The 18329-nt window shown below is 72.7% G+C and carries 12 protein-coding genes; 9 read left to right on the forward strand and 3 right to left on the reverse strand.

Going from position 1 to position 18329, the window contains the following annotated elements; all coding sequences use genetic code 11:
* The first annotated feature begins 40 nt into the window (after positions 1–40).
* From LXT23_RS12670 to LXT23_RS12695, 6 genes are all read left to right on the forward strand, one after another.
* Complete coding sequence (locus LXT23_RS12670) at positions 41–3982, forward strand: bifunctional serine/threonine-protein kinase/formylglycine-generating enzyme family protein (RefSeq protein WP_253980383.1); 3942 nt, start codon at positions 41–43, stop codon at positions 3980–3982.
* A gap of 105 nt (positions 3983–4087) precedes the next feature.
* On the forward strand, positions 4088–8998 hold the full coding sequence (locus LXT23_RS12675) for a kelch repeat-containing protein (protein WP_253980384.1): 4911 nt from the start codon (positions 4088–4090) through the stop codon (positions 8996–8998).
* Positions 8999–9069: 71 nt separating this feature from the next.
* Positions 9070–12171, forward strand: coding sequence for a CHAT domain-containing tetratricopeptide repeat protein (locus tag LXT23_RS12680; protein WP_253980385.1), 3102 nt, complete (start codon positions 9070–9072; stop codon positions 12169–12171).
* An 85-nt stretch (positions 12172–12256) separates the two neighbouring features.
* Entirely contained in the window at positions 12257–12517 is a 261-nt protein-coding gene (locus LXT23_RS12685) for a hypothetical protein (RefSeq protein ID WP_253980386.1), read from the forward strand.
* Between the two features lie 161 nt (positions 12518–12678).
* Positions 12679–13176, forward strand: coding sequence for a hypothetical protein (locus LXT23_RS12690; RefSeq protein ID WP_253980387.1), 498 nt, complete (start codon positions 12679–12681; stop codon positions 13174–13176).
* A 124-nt stretch (positions 13177–13300) separates the two neighbouring features.
* Complete coding sequence (locus tag LXT23_RS12695) at positions 13301–14479, forward strand: bifunctional methionine sulfoxide reductase B/A protein (protein WP_253980388.1); 1179 nt, start codon at positions 13301–13303, stop codon at positions 14477–14479.
* A 12-nt stretch (positions 14480–14491) separates the two neighbouring features.
* Here LXT23_RS12695 and LXT23_RS12700 read toward each other — a convergent pair whose 3' ends face one another.
* On the reverse strand, positions 14492–15028 hold the full coding sequence (locus LXT23_RS12700) for a carboxymuconolactone decarboxylase family protein (protein WP_253980389.1): 537 nt from the start codon (positions 15026–15028) through the stop codon (positions 14492–14494).
* A 116-nt stretch (positions 15029–15144) separates the two neighbouring features.
* Here LXT23_RS12700 and LXT23_RS12705 point away from each other — a divergent pair, with 116 nt between their 5' ends.
* Positions 15145–15711: a MarR family winged helix-turn-helix transcriptional regulator gene (locus tag LXT23_RS12705; RefSeq protein WP_253980390.1), complete on the forward strand. Its 567-nt coding sequence runs from the start codon at positions 15145–15147 to the stop codon at positions 15709–15711.
* A gap of 48 nt (positions 15712–15759) precedes the next feature.
* Here the strand turns inward: LXT23_RS12705 and LXT23_RS12710 are convergent, their stop codons facing one another.
* Positions 15760–16614: an NAD(P)H-dependent oxidoreductase gene (locus LXT23_RS12710; RefSeq protein ID WP_253980391.1), complete on the reverse strand. Its 855-nt coding sequence runs from the start codon at positions 16612–16614 to the stop codon at positions 15760–15762.
* Positions 16615–16716: 102 nt separating this feature from the next.
* Here LXT23_RS12710 and LXT23_RS12715 point away from each other — a divergent pair, with 102 nt between their 5' ends.
* Both LXT23_RS12715 and LXT23_RS12720 read left to right on the forward strand, forming a co-directional pair.
* Positions 16717–17058, forward strand: coding sequence for a winged helix-turn-helix transcriptional regulator (locus LXT23_RS12715; protein ID WP_253980392.1), 342 nt, complete (start codon positions 16717–16719; stop codon positions 17056–17058).
* Between the two features lie 35 nt (positions 17059–17093).
* Positions 17094–17714, forward strand: a complete 621-nt coding sequence (locus tag LXT23_RS12720) for a glutathione S-transferase family protein (protein WP_253980393.1) — start codon at positions 17094–17096, stop codon at positions 17712–17714.
* A gap of 65 nt (positions 17715–17779) precedes the next feature.
* Here the strand turns inward: LXT23_RS12720 and LXT23_RS12725 are convergent, their stop codons facing one another.
* Entirely contained in the window at positions 17780–18193 is a 414-nt protein-coding gene (locus LXT23_RS12725) for a peptidase inhibitor family I36 protein (protein ID WP_253980394.1), read from the reverse strand.
* Positions 18194–18329 lie beyond the last annotated feature (136 nt).

An 18329-nucleotide genomic window follows, 5' to 3' on the forward strand; every position in this document is an offset into this window, starting at 1 on the left:
TACCACCCACGCAATTGCCAACCCGGAGTCTTTTGCACCCATGCGGCCGGCCAATGCCAGCGCTAGCACGGCGGATGCATCCCAATGTCTGACGGATGACCTCCTGGTCGCGCTGCTCGAAGGGCGCCTGCCGGACGAGGTCCTGTCCCGGGTCCATGGCCACGCGGCCCGGTGCGACGCCTGCCGGAAGCTCCTCGTGGACGTCTCCCGGTATGGCCTTCCGTCAGCGGGGAAGAGTGGGGGGACGGGCACCACCCCCGTGCCGGGGCGTGAGTCGCCGGGGACTCCGGACTGGACGCCGCCGGTCGAGTTCGACGAGTTCCGGCGCGAGCGCCTCATCGGTCGTGGGGGCATGGGGGTCGTCTACCTGGCCTACGACAGGTCGCTGGAGCGCCGCGTCGCGGTGAAGTTCATCGCCTCGAGCGAGCCCGAGCCCTGGGTTCGCGCGTACTTCGAGACCGAGGCACGCGCGATTGCCCGGCTGCAGCACCCGAACGTCGTCACCGTCTTCCGCGTGGGGAAGGTCGACGGGCACCCTTACATCGTTTCCGAGTACGTGGAGGGCCGGAGCCTCGCGGAGCTGCCGGTCCCCATGCCCTGGCGGCGGGTGCTGCCCCTGGGCGTGGGCCTGGCCCGGGGCCTGGCGGCGGCGCACAGCAGGGGCGTGCTCCACCGCGACCTGAAGCCGTCCAATGCCATCCTCACCGGGGACGGCGAGGTGAAGCTGCTCGACTTCGGCCTGGCCGAGCGGTTCGATGACGCGCAGGGCGCGCCGGAAGGGCCGAAGCTCGTCGTGGGCACGCTGCCGTACATGGCGCCGGAGCTGCTGGCGCGCGCCCCGGCGACTCCGCGCAGCGACCTGTATGCCCTGGGCCTCATCCTTCGCGAGCTGTGCACGGGCGAGGCGCCCCGGAAGGGCGTCGCGCCTGGCGCGCTCGGGCCGGAGGTCGACCCCGACTTCGCCGCCATCATCGCCCGCTGCCTCGCGCCCAATCCCCTGGAGCGGTTCGCCTCGGCCGACGCGCTGTGCGAGGCCCTGGAGCGCCTGGAGCGCATCAGCGCCCCCGCGCCCCTGGTGGACGGCAATCCCTATCGCGGCCTCGCGCCCTTCGAGGCCGAGCACCGGGCGCTCTTCTTCGGGCGAGACGCGGACATCCGCGCGGTCCTGGAGCGCCTGCGTCACCGGCCCTTCGTCCTGGTGGCGGGGGACTCCGGGGCGGGCAAGTCGTCGCTGTGCCGCGCGGGCATCGTGCCCCGGGTCGCCGCCGGGGCCTTGGATGACGGGCGCGAGCGGGCCACCGTCACCCTGTGGCCGGGGCGCTACCCGATAGAGGCCCTGGCCGCCGCGCTCGCGCCCGTCCTCGGACGCAAGGAGGCCGAGCTCGTCGTCGCGCTCACGGACTCGCCCGCGGGGTTCGGCCGTACGCTGCGCGAGGTGCGGCCGGGAGGGCGCGGCCTGCTGCTGTGCATCGACCAGCTCGAGGAGCTCATCACCCTGTCGGAGCCGGTGCAGGCGGAGCGCCTGGCACGCCTCCTCGGGGAGCTGGCCCTGCCGTCCGAGGGCGTGCGCGTGCTGCTGGCGGTGCGGGGCGACTTCCTGACGCGGGTGTGCGTGCTGCCCGGCCTGGGAGACGAGGCCGAGCGGGCGCTCTACATCCTGCGGCCCATGTCGCCCGACAACGTGCGCGAGGCCATCGTCGGCCCCGCGCGCAGCCGGGGCGTGGTCTTCGAGTCCGAGGAGCTCGTCCAGGCGCTCGTGGCCTCCACGGCGCATGGTGCGGGCGGCCTGCCGCTGCTCCAGTTCGCGCTCGCGGAGCTGTGGGAGCGGCGCAGCCCGGCGGAGGGCCGCATCACCCACGCGTCGCTCGCCGCGATGGGCGGCGTGGCCGGGGCGTTGTCGCGGCATGCCGACGGGATGCTCGCGCGGCTGAGCCCGTCCGAGCGCGAGGCGGCGCGGCGCCTCCTCCTCCAACTGGTGACGGCGGAGGGCACGCGCATCGAGCGCGGCGAGGACGAGCTGGTCGACGTCCCGGACGAGGCCTCCCGTGCCGCCCTGCGCGCGCTCGTGGAGGGCCGGCTCCTGCACGTGCGCACCGCGGGAGGCCAGCCCCGCTACGAGATTGCCCACGACTCGCTCATCGGGAGCTGGGGCACGCTGCGCGGCTGGCTGGACGACGACATCGGGCACCGGGCGCTGCGCAAGCGGGTGGAGGCGGCGAGCGCCGAGTGGGTGCGGCTGCTGCGCGCCCCGGAGGCGCTGTGGGGGCAGCGGCAGCTCGACGAGTCGCGGCCTCTCACGCTGTCCTCCCTGGGGCCCCGGGAACGCGACTTCCTGCTGGCCTCCCGCCACGCGGTGGCGCGTGCGCGCTGGGGGCGCTGGCTCGGCGTGCTCGCCGTGGTGCTCGCGGCCGGCGCTTCGTATGGCGGACTCCGGCTGCAGGCGCACCTCGAGGATTCGCGCTTCATCGCCGCGCGGACCGGGTCGGCGCGCGAGGCGCTCGTCGAGGGACGCGGGCTGGCCGCGCGCGCCGCCGCTCGCCGCGAGGAGGCGCTCGCGCTGTTCGACGGCCGGCCCTCCGCGGCCACCAGCCCGGAGGCCCTGCCCATCGCCGGGCTCCGCGATGTCGCCGAGCAGCGCTGGGAGGAGACCCTGGCCCTGCGCGACCAGGCGGACGCGGCCTACGTCCGCGCGAGCCAGACCCTGGAGAAGGCGCTCGACCGCGACCGGGGCCACGCGGGCACGCGTGAGCTCCTGGCGGAGGTGGCCTACGAGCGTGTCCTGCTCGCCGAGCGCTTCCTCCAGCCACGGGCGCACGCCGAGCGGATGCAGCACCTGGAGCAGGTGGCCGAGGCGGGGCCGGGCGCGCAGTGGCTCCAGCGGCTCCAGGTCCCGGCGGAAGTCTCTCTCGTGACGGATCCTCCCGACGCCCGGGTCGAGCTGGCGCGCTACACCGACGTGCAGGGGCAGCGGCGGCGCGAGCCCGTTCCGGGGATGGACCGGCTCACGGCCACCTCCATGGCCAGCGTGCGCCTGCCCGCGGGCTCCTACCACCTTCGCTTCTCCCACCCGGGCCGCGCGCCGGTGGACCTGCCTCTGCTGCTCTCCCATGGCGCGCGCGAGCCGGTTCGAGTCACGCTCCCCGCGGCCGTGCCGGAGGGCTACGCCTACGTCCCACCGGGCTGTCTCCTCCTGGGAAGCGGGGAGCCGGAGGAGGTGCGCGGCTCCATGCTCAGCCCGCCGCTGCACCGCTTCTGCCTGGGGGAGGGGTACCTCATCGGGCGGACGGAGGTGACGTTCGGGGACTGGCTGGCCTACCTCGACGACCTGCCCGAAGGGGAGCCCGCGAGACGGCTCCTGGAGCAGCCCCGCTTCAGCGCCACCGGCGCCGTCACCCTCCGGAAGAAGCCGGGGGAAGGGTGGGTCTTCTCCTTCTACCGCTCCCTCGAGGACGTCTTCACGGCGAAGGTGGGGGAGCCGTTCCACAATCCGGCAAGGGCGCGACGGCACACGGCCGACTGGCAGCGGTTCCCCCTGACGGGCGTCTCCGCCGTGGACCTGGAGGGCTACTTCTTCTGGCTGGACCGGACGGGCCGGCTCCCGGGCGCGCGCCTGTGCAGCGAGCACGAGTGGGAGTTCGCCGCCCGCGGGGCCGATGGCCGCCGCTACCCGCATGGAGACAGACTCCTGCCCGACGATGCCAACATCGACACGACGTATGACCGGCAGCCCCTTGCCTTCGGGCCCGACATGGTCGGCGAGCACCCGGCCTCGGTGAGTCCCTTCGGGCTGATGGACGTGTCCGGCAACGCGTATGAGCTCGTGCGCTCCCTGACGCCAGAGCTGGGGCGCGTCGCCATCCGGGGCGGCGGCTTCTATTACGACTCCTTCGCCGCCCACATCGCGAACATCGGCGCGGGAGACCCGACGCAGCGCGATGCCTCGATTGGCGTGCGCGTCTGCGCGTCCTTCACGCCCCGGTAGGCCCCCAGCGAAGAAACCGCTGCATGAATTCGCACGTCGCCGGCTCCTTGCAGCCGTGGGCTCCGTTTTCGAGCCCGCGGCAATGTCCTTCAGGGGGAATGCGACATGACGGTGGAGCACATGCGGGTCCCGGGGGCGTCATGCGTCCCCGGCGCACGGTGGGGGCTGACGTGGAGCGTCTTGCTGTGCGTGGCACTGGGCTGCGACCCGGGCGTGGAACTGGAGGCGCGCTCCAGCAGGGGCGCCGGCCTTCCCGTCGGGACGTCACGCAAGCTCGAGGAGCAGCCCCGGCTGGAGTCGGTGCCGGGCCTGGCCGATGCTCCACGGCCCGTCGACCGCGCCCCCGCGCTGCGGGCCTGGCGCGAGGCGCCGAGTGAGGACCGGGCGCTGGCGCTGGCGCGGGCGTACTTCCCGCAGCGCTCCGCCGCCCCGGCACAGGCGACGGACCCGGCCGTGCTGCGGGTCAGCCTTGCGGAGACGGAGGGTGGGACGGTGGAGCTGGCCACCCGTGGCTACCTGTTCAAGGTCCGGCCCGGGCAGGGCGGCACGGCGCCGGTGACGAAGCAGGAGAAGGGTGCGCGCTTCTACGGTGCGCGGCACTTCTGGCTGGCGGAGGGAGGGGCCGCCGCGGAAGCCGCCGGGCCGTGGCTCACGTCACGGGTGGACGACTTCTTCGTGGTGGACGGCTGTGGCACGCCGTACCGGGCCTCGTACGAGGTGCAGGTGCCCGAGGGCATCGACGCGGTGAGGGACGCGGGCGAGTACCTGGAATTCCTCGACGCCCGGAGCGCGCCGGTGCTGCGGCTGCACTACCCGGTGGCGCGGGACGGCGCGGGGAAGGGCCGGCGGGGTGAGGTGAGGCTTCACGGGGCCGCGCTCACGGGACGTGGTGCACTCGCGCTCGACAGCCGCGTGCTGAGGGTGGAGCTGGAGGTGGACCTGGAGGGGCTCGATGGCCCCGTGCTGCTGGGCCCCGCGTGGAGCAGCACGGGCTCGATGGCGATTGGACGGACGTACGCCACCTCGACGCTCCTGCCCGACGGCACGGTGCTCGTCGCGGGAGGGGAGGGGTACTACTCCCGCACCTCCAGCGCCGAGCGGTACGACCCGGCCACGGGCACGTGGAGCTCGGCCGGAACGATGTCCAGCTCCCGCTCCATCCACACGGCCACGCTGCTACCCAACGGCAAGGTGCTCGTGGCCGGTGGCACGGGCTCCTTCGCGAGCGCGGAGCTGTACGACCCGGCGGCGGGGACGTGGAGCATCACCGGCGGCATGAACAGCAGCGACTCCGCCAGCACGGCGACGCTGCTGCCCGACGGGAGGGTGCTCGTGGCGGGAGGCTGGTCCGGCACCACCCGCGCCGAGCTGTATGACCCGGCGACGGAGACCTGGCAGGCCGCCGGCTCGATGCGGCAGCCGCACTACTACCACACGGCCACGCTGCTTCCGGATGGCCGGGTGCTGGTGGCGGGAGGCTCGGGCTACCAGAGCTCCGCCGTCGCGGAGCTGTACGACCCGGTGACGGATTCCTGGAGCACCACCGGCGCGTTGAACGCTCCCCGCTACTTCCACACGGCGACGCTGCTGCCCGATGGCGAGGTGCTCGTCGCCGCGGGCAGGAACGAGTCGACGTCCGCCCTGAGCAGCGCGGAGCTGTATGACCCGGCCACGGGGACCTGGCGCATGACGGGCGCGCTCGCCGAGGCGCGTCCCTATCCCTCGGCGGCGCTGCTGCCGGACGGCAGGGTGCTCGTGATGGGGGGCGGTGCGGGCAGCACCCTCACGGAGCGCTACGACCCGGCGACGGGCACCTGGACGGCCGTGGGGTCGATGATGCGCTCCCACTACTTCCACACGGCCACGCTGCTGTCCGATGGCCGCGTGCTGGTGGCCGGGGGCTACCAGGACTACAGCGCGTCCAACAGCGCCGAGGTCTACGACCCGGGGGCCGCGGCCTGGAGCGACACGGGCTCGCTCTCCCTGGGGCGCTCCAGTCCCGTCGCGACGCTGCTGACCACGGGGCGGGTGCTGGTGGTCGGAGGCATCGATGCCACCGGCACGCCCACCGCCCGTGCCGAGCTGCACGACGTGGCCTCGGGGAGCTGGAGCGCCACGGGCCCGATGACCACCGCGCGCACCGGCTTCACCGTGACGCCGCTGCGCTCGGGACAGGTGCTCGTGGTCGGCGGCAGCGATGCCTCGGACACCCTGTCCAGCGCGGAGCTGTATGACCCGGTGGCGGGCGTCTGGCGCGCCACGGGCTCGCTGACCACCGCCCGCACCCACCATGCGGCGGCGCTGCTGCCCGATGGCCGGGTGCTCGTCACCGGCGGACGTGGCGGCTCGGGCCTGGTGGCACCCGCGGAGCTGTATGACCCAGCGTCGGGGACGTGGGCTTCCGCGGGCTCGCTGCTCACGGCTCGCGCCCACCACACGGCGACGACGCTGCCCTCGGGCAGGGTGCTCGTGTCGGGGGGCGAGGACCCGACGGGCTTCGTGGCGCGCGCGGAGCTGTACGACCCGGCGACGGGCCAGTGGACGGCCTCGGGCTCGCTGCTCACGGCTCGCGCCCGTCACACGGCGACGCTCCTGTCCACCGGGCGGGTGCTGGTCCTCGGCGGCACGGGCAGCGGCAATGCCACGCTCGCCAGCGCGGAGCTGTTCAACCCGACGACGGGCCGGTGGAGCACCACGGGCTCGCTGACCACGGCCCGCACCCACCACACCGCGACGCTGCTGCCCTCGGGTGCGGTGATGGTGGCCGGCGGCAGCGACTCCACGGGCGCCCTGGCGAGCGTGGAGACGCATGACCCGGCGAGGGGCCTCGCCAGCACGGCCGTCCCGCTGGCCACCGCCCGCTCCCTCCATGCCGCGACGCTGCTGCCGGACGGCAGGGTGATGGTGGCAGGCGGCTCCGGCTCCACGAGCGGCCTCGCCAGCGTGGAGGTCTTCGACGACACGGGCGCCCTCGACGCGTGGCGGCCGCTCGTGGCACCGCCGGCTCCCGCGCGGCCGGAGGCGCCCTTCACCGTGCGCGGCTCCCGGTTCCGCGGCATCTCCGAGGCGCATGGCGGCGGCTTCCACTCCTCCGCGACCAACTTCCCCATCGTCCACCTCTCGCCGATGGAAAGGGGCTCCCGGACGCGCCTGACCCTGCGGGAGTTCTCCGACACCTCGGCGGTGGTGAGCGCGCCGCCCGGAACGGAGGGCTTCTACCTGCTGACGGTGACGGTCAACGCCGTCCGGGGGGGAACGGTGCTCTACATCGACGGGCGGCCTCCGGCCGTGCCGGTGCTCACGTCCCCGGCCGCGCTCGTGAACAGCACGACGCCGACCATCGCTGGCACGGCCGAGGCCGGCAGCACCGTGACGGTGACGGTGGACCGCGGGGTGGTGGGGACCGCGCTGGCGGATGCCTCGGGACACTGGAGCTTCGTCCCGGCCTCGGCGCTGGCGCAGGGCGCGCATACCGTCTCCGTGGCTGCCACGGATGCGGCGGGCAACGAGGGCCACGGCACGGAGGAGCGTCACTTCACGGTGGACTCGGTGGCCCCGGCCGCGCCGGTGCTCACGTCCCCGGACGCCCTCATCGGCGGCGCGACGCCGACCGTCGCGGGCACCGCCGAGGCGGACAGCACGGTGGAGGTGCGGCTGGACGGTGCGGTGGTGGGGACGGTGCGGGCGGCCTCCTCGGGCGCGTGGAGCCTGGCACTGACCGCTCCGCTGGCGCACGGCGCGCATGTGGCCACCGCCACCGCCACCGACGCGGCGGGCAACGCCAGCGCGCTCTCGGCGGACCGTCGCTTCATGGTGGACACGCTGGCGCCGGAGGCCCCGGTGCTCACGGGGCCGGCGGTGCTCGTGAGCACGGTGACGCCGGTCATCGAAGGGAAGGCGGAGCCGGGCAGCACGGTGACGGTGCGGCTGGACGGGTTCGTGGTGGGCACGGCGGTCACCAATGGCGTCGGGGGCTTCAGCCTGCGTCCGGACGAGGCGCTGGCGCAGGGGCTCTCCACTGCCACGGCCACGGCGACCGATGCCGTGGGCAACACCAGCGCCGCCTCCGCGCCTCGCGGCTTCACGGTGGACACGCTGGCACCTGCGGCGCCCATCCTCACGGGCCCGGCGTCCAGGGTGGCCACCACGACGCCGACCCTCGAGGGGACCGCGGAGCCGGGCAGCCGGGTGGCGGTGAAGCTGGATGGCATCGACCTCGGTAGCGCCACGGCCAATGCGTCGGGAGCGTGGAGCCTCACTCCCGGTGCGCCGGTGTCGCGAGGGGCTCACCTGGCGACCGCCATCGCCACCGACGCGGCGGGGAACGCGAGCCTCCCGTCCGCACCTCGGGGCTTCACCGTGTCCTCGGCGCTGCCGGCGCCGCCCGTGCTGACGGCCCCGGCGGCGATGGTCGGCTCCGCGCAGCCCACCATCGAGGGACGGGCAGAGGCGGGCGCCCTGGTGACGGTGCTCGTGGATGGAGTCGAGGCGGGCACGGTGAGCGTCGACGCCTTCGGGACCTGGCGCTTCACTCCGTCCTCGGAGCTGGCGCAGGGGGCGCACCGGGTCACCGCCACCGCCACAGATGCCGAGGGCAACGCGAGCGCTGCCTCGGCCGCGCGGGAGTTCACGGTGGACAGCGTGGCGCCGGAGAAGCCCCAGGTCCTCACGCCCGCCAGCGGGGAGTCGGTGGGGGCCGACGCGGTGTCCTTCTCGGGCAAGGCCGAGGCGGGCAGCGCCGTCACGGTGAGCGTGGACGGGGCGGTGATGGGGAGGGTCACCGCCGCCCAGGACGGCACGTGGAGCTTCACGTCGCCCTATGCCCTGAGCGCGGGTGACCACCAGGTGTCGGCCACCGCCACGGACGGTGCGGGCAACGTGAGCCCGGAAGCCGTGCATGGCTTCCAGGTGGAGTCGGGCGGCTGCGGCTGCTCGTCTTCGCCCACGGGTGGCTTCGTACCCATGGTGGGCCTGATGGCCCTGTGGATGTGGGGGCGCCGCCGCCGAGCGGCGTGATAGCAGACGTCGGCGACGAGGGGCCAGGGAGCTCACACTCCCTGGCCCCTCGTGAGGTAGCGGGAGGGCACATGCGGCAGCTGCTCGGGTGGGTGACGGTCGGGGTCCTCTGCTTCGCGACGGTGGCCATCCCGGAGCAGGGGACGGACCTCCGGCTGCACGAGGCCCGGGCCGCCTTCGACGAGGCGACGAAGCTGCGGGGCGCGGGCCGGTATGCCGACGCCATCCGTCACGGCGAGCACGCGCTGGCGCTGAGGCAGGCCGCGCTGGGGAGCGCGCACCCGGAGGTGGCCAGCGCGCTCCACCTGCTCGGGGTGCTGCACATCCTCCAGGGGGACTTCGACCGCGCCGAGCCGCTCCTCGTTCGCGGGCATGCCCTCCGCGAGGCGGCGCTCGGCAAGGACCACCCCGACGTCGCCGACTCCCTCAACAGCCTGGGCGGGCTGTACCTGGAGCGGGGCGCGTACGCACGCGCGGAGCCGCTCTTCGAGCGCGCGCTCGCCATCTGGGAGAAGGCCCCCGGTGGCAACCACCCGAAGGTCGCCCACGCGCTCAACAACCTGGCCAAGCTCTACTGGAGCCAGGGCCTGTACGGGCGCGCGGAGCCGCTCTACGAGCGCGCGCTGGCCATCGGGGAGGCCGCCCATGGCGAGCACCATCCCGCCGTCGCCGACCTGCTCGACAACCTCGCCTCGCTGCACAAGGACCGGGGCCTGTACGGGCGCGCGGAGCCGCTGCACGAGCGCGCGCTTGCCATCCGCGAAGCGGCGCTCGGTAGAGACCATCCTCAGGTCGCCGCGTCGCTCAACAACCTGGCCAACCTCTACAAGGCGCAGGGGCTGTATGGCCGCGCGGAGCCGCTCTACGAGCGCGCCCGGGCCATGGCGGAGGCCACGCTCGGCGCCAGTCATCCCACCGTCGCCCGCTTCATCAACAACCTCGCCATCCTCTACTCGGAGCAGGGGCTGTACCACCAGGCAGAGCGGCTCTACGTGCGCGCGCTCACCATCCAGGAAGCCGCGCAGGGCAGGCACCATCCGGACACGGCGCAGCTGCTCCACAACCTCGCGGCGCTGCTCACGGACCAGGGCCAGTACACCCGGGCCGCGCCGCTCCATGCGCGGGCGCTCGCCATCCGCGAGGCCGTCCTCGGCGACAGACACCCGCTGTTCGCCGCCTCGCTCGGCAACCTCGCGGCGCTCCTCAAGGCGCAGGGGCAGTATGCGTCGGCCTCGCCCCTGTACGAGCGCGCGCTCGCCATCGAAGAGGCGGCGCTCGGCCCCAACCATCCAAGCATCGCCGCGCGGCTCGACCACCTCGCCCAGCTCCGGCTGGCGCAGGGGCGGTTCGAGGAAGCACTGCCCCTCTTCACCCGCGCGTTCTCCCTCTCCGAGCAGCGGCTGCGCCGAGAGGCGCTCGACTTCTCGGAGGCGCGGCTGGTGGGCTTCCTCCAGCACCTGCGCTCCGACGAGGAGCGGCTGTATGCGCTGCTGCGCACCCGCGCCTCCGATGCCCGCGTGCGGCGCCTGGCCCTGAGCGCCGCGTTGCTGCGCAAGGGCCGCTCCGTGGAAGAGACGGCCGACATCTCCCGCGTCGTCTACCGGAGGCTGAGCGCCGGTGAGCGTGACGCCTTCGAGCGGCTGCGCGGGCTGCGCACCCGGCTGGCCGCGCTGTCGCTCCGAGGCCCCCTGTCGGAGGCGGGCTACCAGCAACACCTGGAGGAGCTCGCCGCCCAGGGCGACGCGCTGGAGGCGCACCTGGCCCGAAGCTCGGCACCCCTGCGCGCGCTGGCGGCGCTGCCGGCGCCCGGGGAAATCATCGACCGCGTCGCCGCGACGCTGCCGAAGGGTGGCGCGCTGGTGGAGTTCATCTCCTATACGGACCGCCCGCTGGTTCCCCGGCCCGGAACTCCGAAGTCGCAGCTGCCGAGCCAGTCCCGCTACCTGGCGGTGGTCCTCTTCCCCGACGCCCGCATCCGCGCCGTGGACCTGGGGCCGGCCGAGCCCATCGACCGCGCCGCCTCGAGCCTGCGCACCGCGCTGGCCAATCGCGACGCCTCCATCCAGGACCCGGCGAGGGCGCTCCACGGGCTCGTCTTCCGGCCCCTGCTGCCGCTGCTGCGCAACAGCCGCCGCCTGTTCCTCTCACCGGACGGTCAGCTCTCCCTCGTGCCCTTCGCCGCGCTCCATGACGGCCGCCAGTTCCTCGTGGAGACGTTTGATTTCACCTACCTGACCTCCGGCAAGGACCTGCTGCCGCGGCTGGTGGAGGAGGCGCCGTCCCGCTCGGTGGTCGTCCTCGCGGACCCGGCCTTCCGTGCGTCGCGTCCGGCGGCTCCGGCCTCTCCCCTCCGGCCACTGGCGCCCGCCGAGCGCTCCGCGTCGCTGGAGCGCTTCTTCTCCACCTCGCGCGCGGACGTGGCGGAGCGCCCCTGGGTACCGCTGCCCGGCACCCGCGAGGAGGCGAGGGCCATCCAGCGGCTGATGCCTCACGCCCAGCTCTTCCTGGGCGCCGAGGCCAGCAAGGAGCGACTGCTGGGCCTGTCCACGCCGGGCGTGCTGCACCTGGCCACCCATGGCTTCTTCCTGGAGGACGCCCCCGTGCCCACGGGAGCGCGCGCCGTGGGCCACTTCGGCGCGCTGGGCGAGGCCGACGCCGTGGCGCGCCCTCCCGACCCGCTGCTGCGCTCCGGGCTGGTGCTCGCTGGCGCGGGAGCCGCCGGGGTGGACTTTCCGGGAGCGCGGGAGCCCCGGCCCGACGACACGCTGGTGACGGCGCTGGAGCTGGCTGGGCTGAACCTGTGGGGCACGCAACTGGTGGTGCTGTCCGCCTGTGACACCGGGCGCGGGGACGTGAAGCTGGGGCAGGGCGTGTACGGCCTGCGGCGGGCCTTCGTGGTGGCCGGTGCGGAGACAGTGGTGATGAGCCTGTGGAAGGTGAATGACGAGACGACGCGCGAGCTGATGGAGGGCTACTACCGCCACCTGCTCGCGGGGCGGGGGCGCGCGGTCGCGCTGCGCGAGGCCATGCGGGGGCTGCGCGCCACCCGGACCCACCCCCACCACTGGGCGCCCTTCATCGCGCTCGGGCAGGACGCGCCCCTGTCCGCCTCCGCTCCGCGTCCCGGAGCGGCACGGGAGAGCGGTGGTTCATCCACTGTTCAACCTGACTGAACCCCGCTGTCAGTAACCTCGCGCCCGCGTCTTCTTTACCTGCCTTCGAGCATTCCGCTCGCGCCTGCATGGCCAGGGAGGACGCATGAGCCGCACGATATTGCTGCTTGCCATTGTTACGTTGCCAGTCTCCCTGAATGGGGCGGCGCCGCATGCGCCTCGGGCAGGCATCACCCCGACGCTGGCATTGCCCCGCCCGCCGCCCGCCCGCCTGCCGGTGCGGACGGTGTCAGCCCCGCCCGCGCGCGCCGGGGCGTCGAAGCCGTCGAACGGTGCCCGCTCGGACACGGGCCTCAACGGCTTCAGCAGCTACTCCTCCGTCAGCCTGACCACGACGCTCTACTGAGCGGAGCGCCGGAGGCCTGTACGAATCCGTGCATGACTTTCCAGCTCCCCGGCTCATTTCCATCGAGCCGGGACGCTGAACGACGTCGCGTCGTGCACCTGGCTCAGGTCATGCCGGAGGGCGGGTCACCGTCCCCGGGAACACAATTGGGGGACATACCGATGCCGACGAAACTCACTGCTGCACTGCTGGCGCTGCTGTGCGGATGCTCGACCACCGCGACGATTTCCCGCGTCGACGGCAGCTCCATCGACGCGAAGATTGCTCGCAGCGACAGCAACTCCCTCTTCGTGAAGACGGGGGGAGGAGCCGAGGCCGTCATCCCCCGGGCGCAGGTCGCCGACATCGACCACCCGGGAAATGGCACCGCGGTCTTTGGCGGGCTGCTGAGCGCCTATGGCGCGCTGAACATCGTGGCGGGGATGGAGACGTGCGGCGAGCAGGGGGGCGCGTACTGCGTCGGCACCTTCCTGCCCGCCGCCATCGGGGTCCCCATGCTCATCTGGGGGCTGACGACCTGGGCCAGCTCCACCAGTGCGGCGGAGGGCCACGACACACCCGCGCACTCCGGCGTCGTGCCGTCTCCTCCGCCCTCGTCGCCTTTCGACTTCTCGCCGCCTGGCGACAGTCGAGGGGTGAGCGCGCTGCGCACGCACTGAGGCGGCGGGGGCGCCCGGGTGCCCGCCAGGCGTCAGGGCGGGCAGCCAGGGCGGTAACCCTTTCCCGGCTCGTGCGTACCAGGAGAGCACCCGCCCTTGCCGGGCGGGTCCGGAGGCCGCCGCCATGTCGTCCGACACCCTCATTCCTCCCGCCTCCTTCCGCGCCCGTCCGACGGCGGCGCACCGCCTCCTACCCGCGCTCCTCGCCGCCTTCGCCGTGCTGGCCGCCTGCTCCTCGGCGAACGGGGCGCCTCCGGGCGCAGGCGCGGTCGATTCCACGTCGAGGCCTACCGTGAAGGACACCCGCAAGTACGTGAAGCCCTCGGACGAGGAGCTGAAGCGCACGCTGCCGCCCCAGTCGTACGAGGTCACCCGGGAGGATGCGACGGAGCCTCCCTTCCGCAACGCCTTCTGGAACCACAAGGCCGAGGGCCTCTACGTCGACATCGCCAGCGGAGAGCCGCTCTTCTCCTCGCTGGACAAGTTCGACTCCGGCACCGGCTGGCCCAGCTTCACGCGCCCGGTGGACGCCTCGCGCGTCGTCGAGAAGCGGGACGTGGGCCTGGGCATGGTCCGCGTGGAGGTGCGCTCGAAGGACGGCGACTCCCACCTGGGCCATGTGTTCGACGACGGCCCCAAGCCCACGGGCCTGCGCTACTGCATCAACTCCGCGTCGCTGCGCTTCATCCCCGTCAACGAGCTGGAGGCGCAGGGGTACGGCGCGTGGCTGCCGCACTTCGGCCGCACGGCAGCAGCCAGCGCTCCGAAGGCGGCGGACCCCGGCACCCAGAAGATCCTCGCCAACGCCGGGGGCGCGACGGAGACCGCGCTGCTGGCGGGCGGCTGCTTCTGGGGCATGGAGGACCTGCTGCGCAAGATTCCCGGCGTCATCAGGACGGACGTCGGCTACACGGGCGGCAGCGCTCGCGCGCCTACGTACGCCGACGTGAGCTCGGGCAGCACCGGGCACGCCGAGTCGGTGCGCATCGTGTTCGACCCGAAGGTGCTGACCTACGAGACGCTGCTGGAGCGGTGGTTCTTCCGGATGCACGACCCGACGACGCTCAACCGCCAGGGCAATGACGTCGGCACCCAGTACCGCTCGGCCATCTTCGTGCTGAGCGACGCGCAGCGGAAGACGGCCGAGGCGGTGAAGGCCCGCGTCAATGCCTCCGGCAAGTGGCCCCGTCCCGTCGTCACGGAGATTGTCGCCGCCGGCGAGTTCACTCCCGCCGAGGACTACCACCAGGACTACCTGGAGAAGAACCCCGGCGGGTACACGTGCCACTACATGCGGGACTGAGCGGCACGCCCGTCAGCCCACGCGGGGGAAGTCCACCTCGGTGCCGGCCACGACGTTGAGGTAGTTGGTGAGCACGTTCTGCGCGACGGCGGCCACCACCTCCACCAGCTCCGCGTCGCTCAGGCCGGCCTTGCGCGCCTGGGCGAGCTGCGGGCCCACGTCGGCCGCGCGCGTGCGGGCGATGGCCACGGCCAGGTCCAGGATGGCCTGCTCCCGGGCGTCCGGGGAGCGGGCGGTGCGGAAGCCGCTCAGCTCATCCGCCGTCACCCCGTGGCCCTTCGCCAGCGCCGTGTGCGCGGACAGGCAGTACGTGCAGCGGTTGAGCTCCGCCACCGCGATGGCGATGGCCTCCTGCGTCCGGGGCGACAGCTTCGCGCCGCCCATGGCGTTGAAGTAGCCCGCCACGGCCTCCAGCGCCGCGGGCGAGTGGGCGAACGTCGAGAACATCTTCGGGACGCTCCCGAACTTCTTCTTCAGCGCGGCGAGCGTGGGCTCGGAGGCCGCGGGCGTGGTGGTGGCGGTGACGGGGGCGATGGTGGGGACGGTCATGGCGTGCTCCTGGACTGCGGGTCTGGACGGCGCGTCGAACTGGTATCGACTCGATACTAAATGCGCCGGACGCCCCCGCCTTGTCAAGTCCGTGTCGGGCCGATACCTTTCTGTCCATGGCCACCGACCGGCTCTACGCGCTGCTCGAGCGCATCGGGAACCTGCTCCGCACCGAGGAGCGGGCGGCGGGGCTGCGCCATGGCCTGCAGCCGGTCCATCTCCAGGCGCTGCGCTACCTGGCGACGTGCAACCGCTACAGCAACACGCCCGCCGCGCTGACGGAGTACCTGGGGCTCACCAAGGGCACGGTGTCCCAGACGCTGCTGCTGCTCGAGGACAAGGGGCTGTTGCGCAAGGTGGCGAGCACGGAGGACCGCCGCGTCGTCCACCTGCACCTGACGGACGCGGGGCGCGCGGTGCTGCGTGACACGCTCCCTCCCGAGCTCCTCACCCAGGCGCTGGGCGGGCTGACCGACGGTGGAGACACGCTCGAGGCGTCGCTCACCGGGCTGCTGCGCTCCATGCAGGTGGCGAACACGCAGCGCAGCTTCGGCGCGTGCGCGTCATGCAGGCACTTCCGGCGCGAGGGGCCGGAGCGCTTCCGCTGCGGGCTGACCGACGAGCCGCTGACGCAGGCCGAGAGCCAGCAGCTGTGCAGGGAGCACGAGGCCGCGGGCGCCTGACGCGCCGGTGCTCCCCAGGGGTGCGGCCTGGCCTCGTCCTGGGAGCGGTCACGCGTCCGGAGCGGGGCTCCCCAGGCCGACGGGCAGCTGTTCCGGCTCGCCAGGCAGGACCAGGTGGATGCGTGTGCCGGAGGCGCCGTGGCCGAGGCCGGGCTTCAGCACCTGCTGGGAATCATAGTGCCCACCATTCTGCAGGCGGAACGGGAGCGGGGCGTCCGTGAACAAGCCGTCCAGCCGCGCCTGGAAGGCCTCTGCCACGGACGGCCACTGCGCTTCGCTCAGCCGGTCGGTCATATAGGACGCGAACGGCGGCAGGACCTCCATGCCGGGATAGAAGAGCACCCCGTGCTGGATGGGGAAGAGGAGGTCATCCAAGGCCCCATTGACGCCGCGGTCGGTGTAGTGCGGCGCCCGCCCGCCAATCGTGACTGAAAGCATGGCGCGGCGGCCCTTCAGCGTGCCTTCGCCGTAGCGGTCACCCCAGCGGTCGCCGTCGTGCACGCCAACGCCATAGGCGAAGCCGTAGGCATAGACCCGGTCAATCCAGCCCTTCAGGATGGCCGGCATCGAGAACCACCACATCGGGAACTGGAAGAGCACGGCATCGGCCCAGAGCAGCTTCTCCTGCTCGGCCACGATGTCCGGGCTCTGCAGCCCGCCAGCAAAGGCGTCTCTCGACGCCCTCGCGTACGACAGCCGCTCTCCGGAAGCGTGATTCAGGAAGTCAGCTCCATCGGCCACCGCCTTCCACTTCATGGCGTACAGGTCCGATACCCGGACCTCATGGCCCTGGGCGGTCAGGTGGCGCACCGCGAGGTCCTTCAGCGCGCCATTGAGCGACCTCGGTTCGGGGTGGGCGTAGACAATCAGGATGTTCATGGGCACGTCCTTCAGGTCCGGCATGGGGAGGTCTGCGGCTCCATGCCGTCATGGCCCAGTGGTACGATTCAGCATGCAGCTTCGCAAGTACGCACAAGTTTGGTCAGTACGCACAAAAAGAGAACCATGGCACGGAAGCGCGACGACGACTCGAAGACCAACTGCGCGGTGGAGGCGTCCCTCGGCGTCATCGGCGGGCGCTGGAAGGGCGTGGTGCTGTACTGGTTGTTGAGGGGCACCCACCGCTTCGGCGAGCTGCGCAAGCGGCTGCCGAACTGCAGCCAGCGCATGCTCACCCTGCAGTTGCGCGAGCTCGAAGAAGACGGGCTGGTGAAGCGCACCGTCTACGCCGAGGTGCCGCCACGCGTGGAGTACGAGCTCACCGCCTTTGGACGCTCCCTCGAGCCAGTGCTCCTGGGGCTGCGGGACTGGGGCGAGAAGTACAAGCGCCGGCTGCAGCGCGGCTGATGCGCGTGCCGTGGCCTGCTGATACAGGGGAAGACATGCTGACGATCCTGGGCAAGGAATCATCCATCAACGTGCGCAAGGTGCTGTGGACGTGCCGGCTGCTGGGCGTGCCCTGGCAGCTGGAGCCCTGGGGCAGCGGCGTGCGCGAGCCGAACGTGCCGGAGTTCCTCGCGCTGAATCCGAACGCGCAGGTGCCCGTGCTGCGCGAGGGCGACACGGTGCTGTGGGAGTCGAACACCATCTGCCGCTACCTCGCGGCACGCCAAGGCGACAGCACGCTGCTGCCGGCCGAACCGCTGCGGCGCGCGCGGGTGGAGCAGTGGATGGACTGGCAGGCCACGGAGCTGAATCCCGCGTGGCGTCCCGCCTTCCTGGCCCTGGTTCGCCGCAGCGCCCAGGTGGATGCGAGCGCCGTCGAAGCCAGCACGCGGGAGTGGAATGGCAAGATGCGCATCCTGGAAGACCAGCTGAGCCGGACGGGCGCCTTCGTCTGCGGCGGCGACTTCACGCTGGCGGACGTCGTGCTGGCGCTGTCCGTCCACCGCTGGCGCATGACGCCCATCGCGCATGCGCAGCTCCCGGCCGTCGAGCGCTACCTGCAACGCCTGGAGGCGATTCCCGGCCATGCCGAGTACTGCCGTCCCGGCACGCCCTGACGACACGCTTCAGCGGCAACGCGGGCCCGGGAGGCCGAGCGCGTCGGCCCCCCCGGCTCGGGTGCTCAGTACACCCAGACGCTCTTGGGCGCGAAGGGGAGGGAGCCGACCCACTCGCCAGGCCCGATGGGGTGGGGGCCGCCGTTGCAGTCCTCATTGAGGAACAGCGAGGCGGTGTAGGCGCCGGTGTTGATGGCGGAAACGGCCCGGTCCTCCCAGCCGTGCTCGGGAAGATTCACACACGTCCCTCCGCCGCCCGGCGGCCAGGCCATGACATTCCACACCGCGCCGGTGAAGTCCGGGCCGTCGAACAGACAGAGGACGCCGGAGAAGGGACACGGATTGTCCTCGTCTGCCTGAGCCTCCGCGGGCGTCAACAGCGCCGCGGCGGAGAGCCCCACCGTCATCGCGGCGCCCAGCCCGAGGACCGTGGAACGCTTGAAGCTGCCAAACTGTTGCCGGAACGTGTGCCAGTTCATTCAGGTGTCTCCTCTGCCCAGATGGACGTGTGCTGCCAGTCGATGCTGGCACGGCACGCGAACAACAAACGGGGAGATTCGAACGGGGCGCGGCATCCATACTGTGGTGAACGCCCCGGATCTATTGTCCTGACAA

Origin of the sequence: Pyxidicoccus xibeiensis (assembly GCF_024198175.1) — a bacterium.
GTDB classification, from domain to species: domain Bacteria; phylum Myxococcota; class Myxococcia; order Myxococcales; family Myxococcaceae; genus Myxococcus; species Myxococcus xibeiensis.

Coding starts and splice junctions, on each gene's coding strand:
- LXT23_RS12670 (WP_253980383.1), top strand. CDS start 41: ATGCGGCCGGCCAATGCCAGCGCTAGCACGGCGGATGCATCCCAATGT.
- LXT23_RS12675 (WP_253980384.1), top strand. CDS start 4,088: ATGACGGTGGAGCACATGCGGGTCCCGGGGGCGTCATGCGTCCCCGGC.
- LXT23_RS12680 (WP_253980385.1), top strand. CDS start 9,070: ATGCGGCAGCTGCTCGGGTGGGTGACGGTCGGGGTCCTCTGCTTCGCG.
- LXT23_RS12685 (WP_253980386.1), top strand. CDS start 12,257: ATGAGCCGCACGATATTGCTGCTTGCCATTGTTACGTTGCCAGTCTCC.
- LXT23_RS12690 (WP_253980387.1), top strand. CDS start 12,679: ATGCCGACGAAACTCACTGCTGCACTGCTGGCGCTGCTGTGCGGATGC.
- LXT23_RS12695 (WP_253980388.1), top strand. CDS start 13,301: ATGTCGTCCGACACCCTCATTCCTCCCGCCTCCTTCCGCGCCCGTCCG.
- LXT23_RS12700 (WP_253980389.1), bottom strand. CDS start 15,028: ATGACCGTCCCCACCATCGCCCCCGTCACCGCCACCACCACGCCCGCG.
- LXT23_RS12705 (WP_253980390.1), top strand. CDS start 15,145: ATGGCCACCGACCGGCTCTACGCGCTGCTCGAGCGCATCGGGAACCTG.
- LXT23_RS12710 (WP_253980391.1), bottom strand. CDS start 16,614: ATGCCGGACCTGAAGGACGTGCCCATGAACATCCTGATTGTCTACGCC.
- LXT23_RS12715 (WP_253980392.1), top strand. CDS start 16,717: ATGGCACGGAAGCGCGACGACGACTCGAAGACCAACTGCGCGGTGGAG.
- LXT23_RS12720 (WP_253980393.1), top strand. CDS start 17,094: ATGCTGACGATCCTGGGCAAGGAATCATCCATCAACGTGCGCAAGGTG.
- LXT23_RS12725 (WP_253980394.1), bottom strand. CDS start 18,193: ATGAACTGGCACACGTTCCGGCAACAGTTTGGCAGCTTCAAGCGTTCC.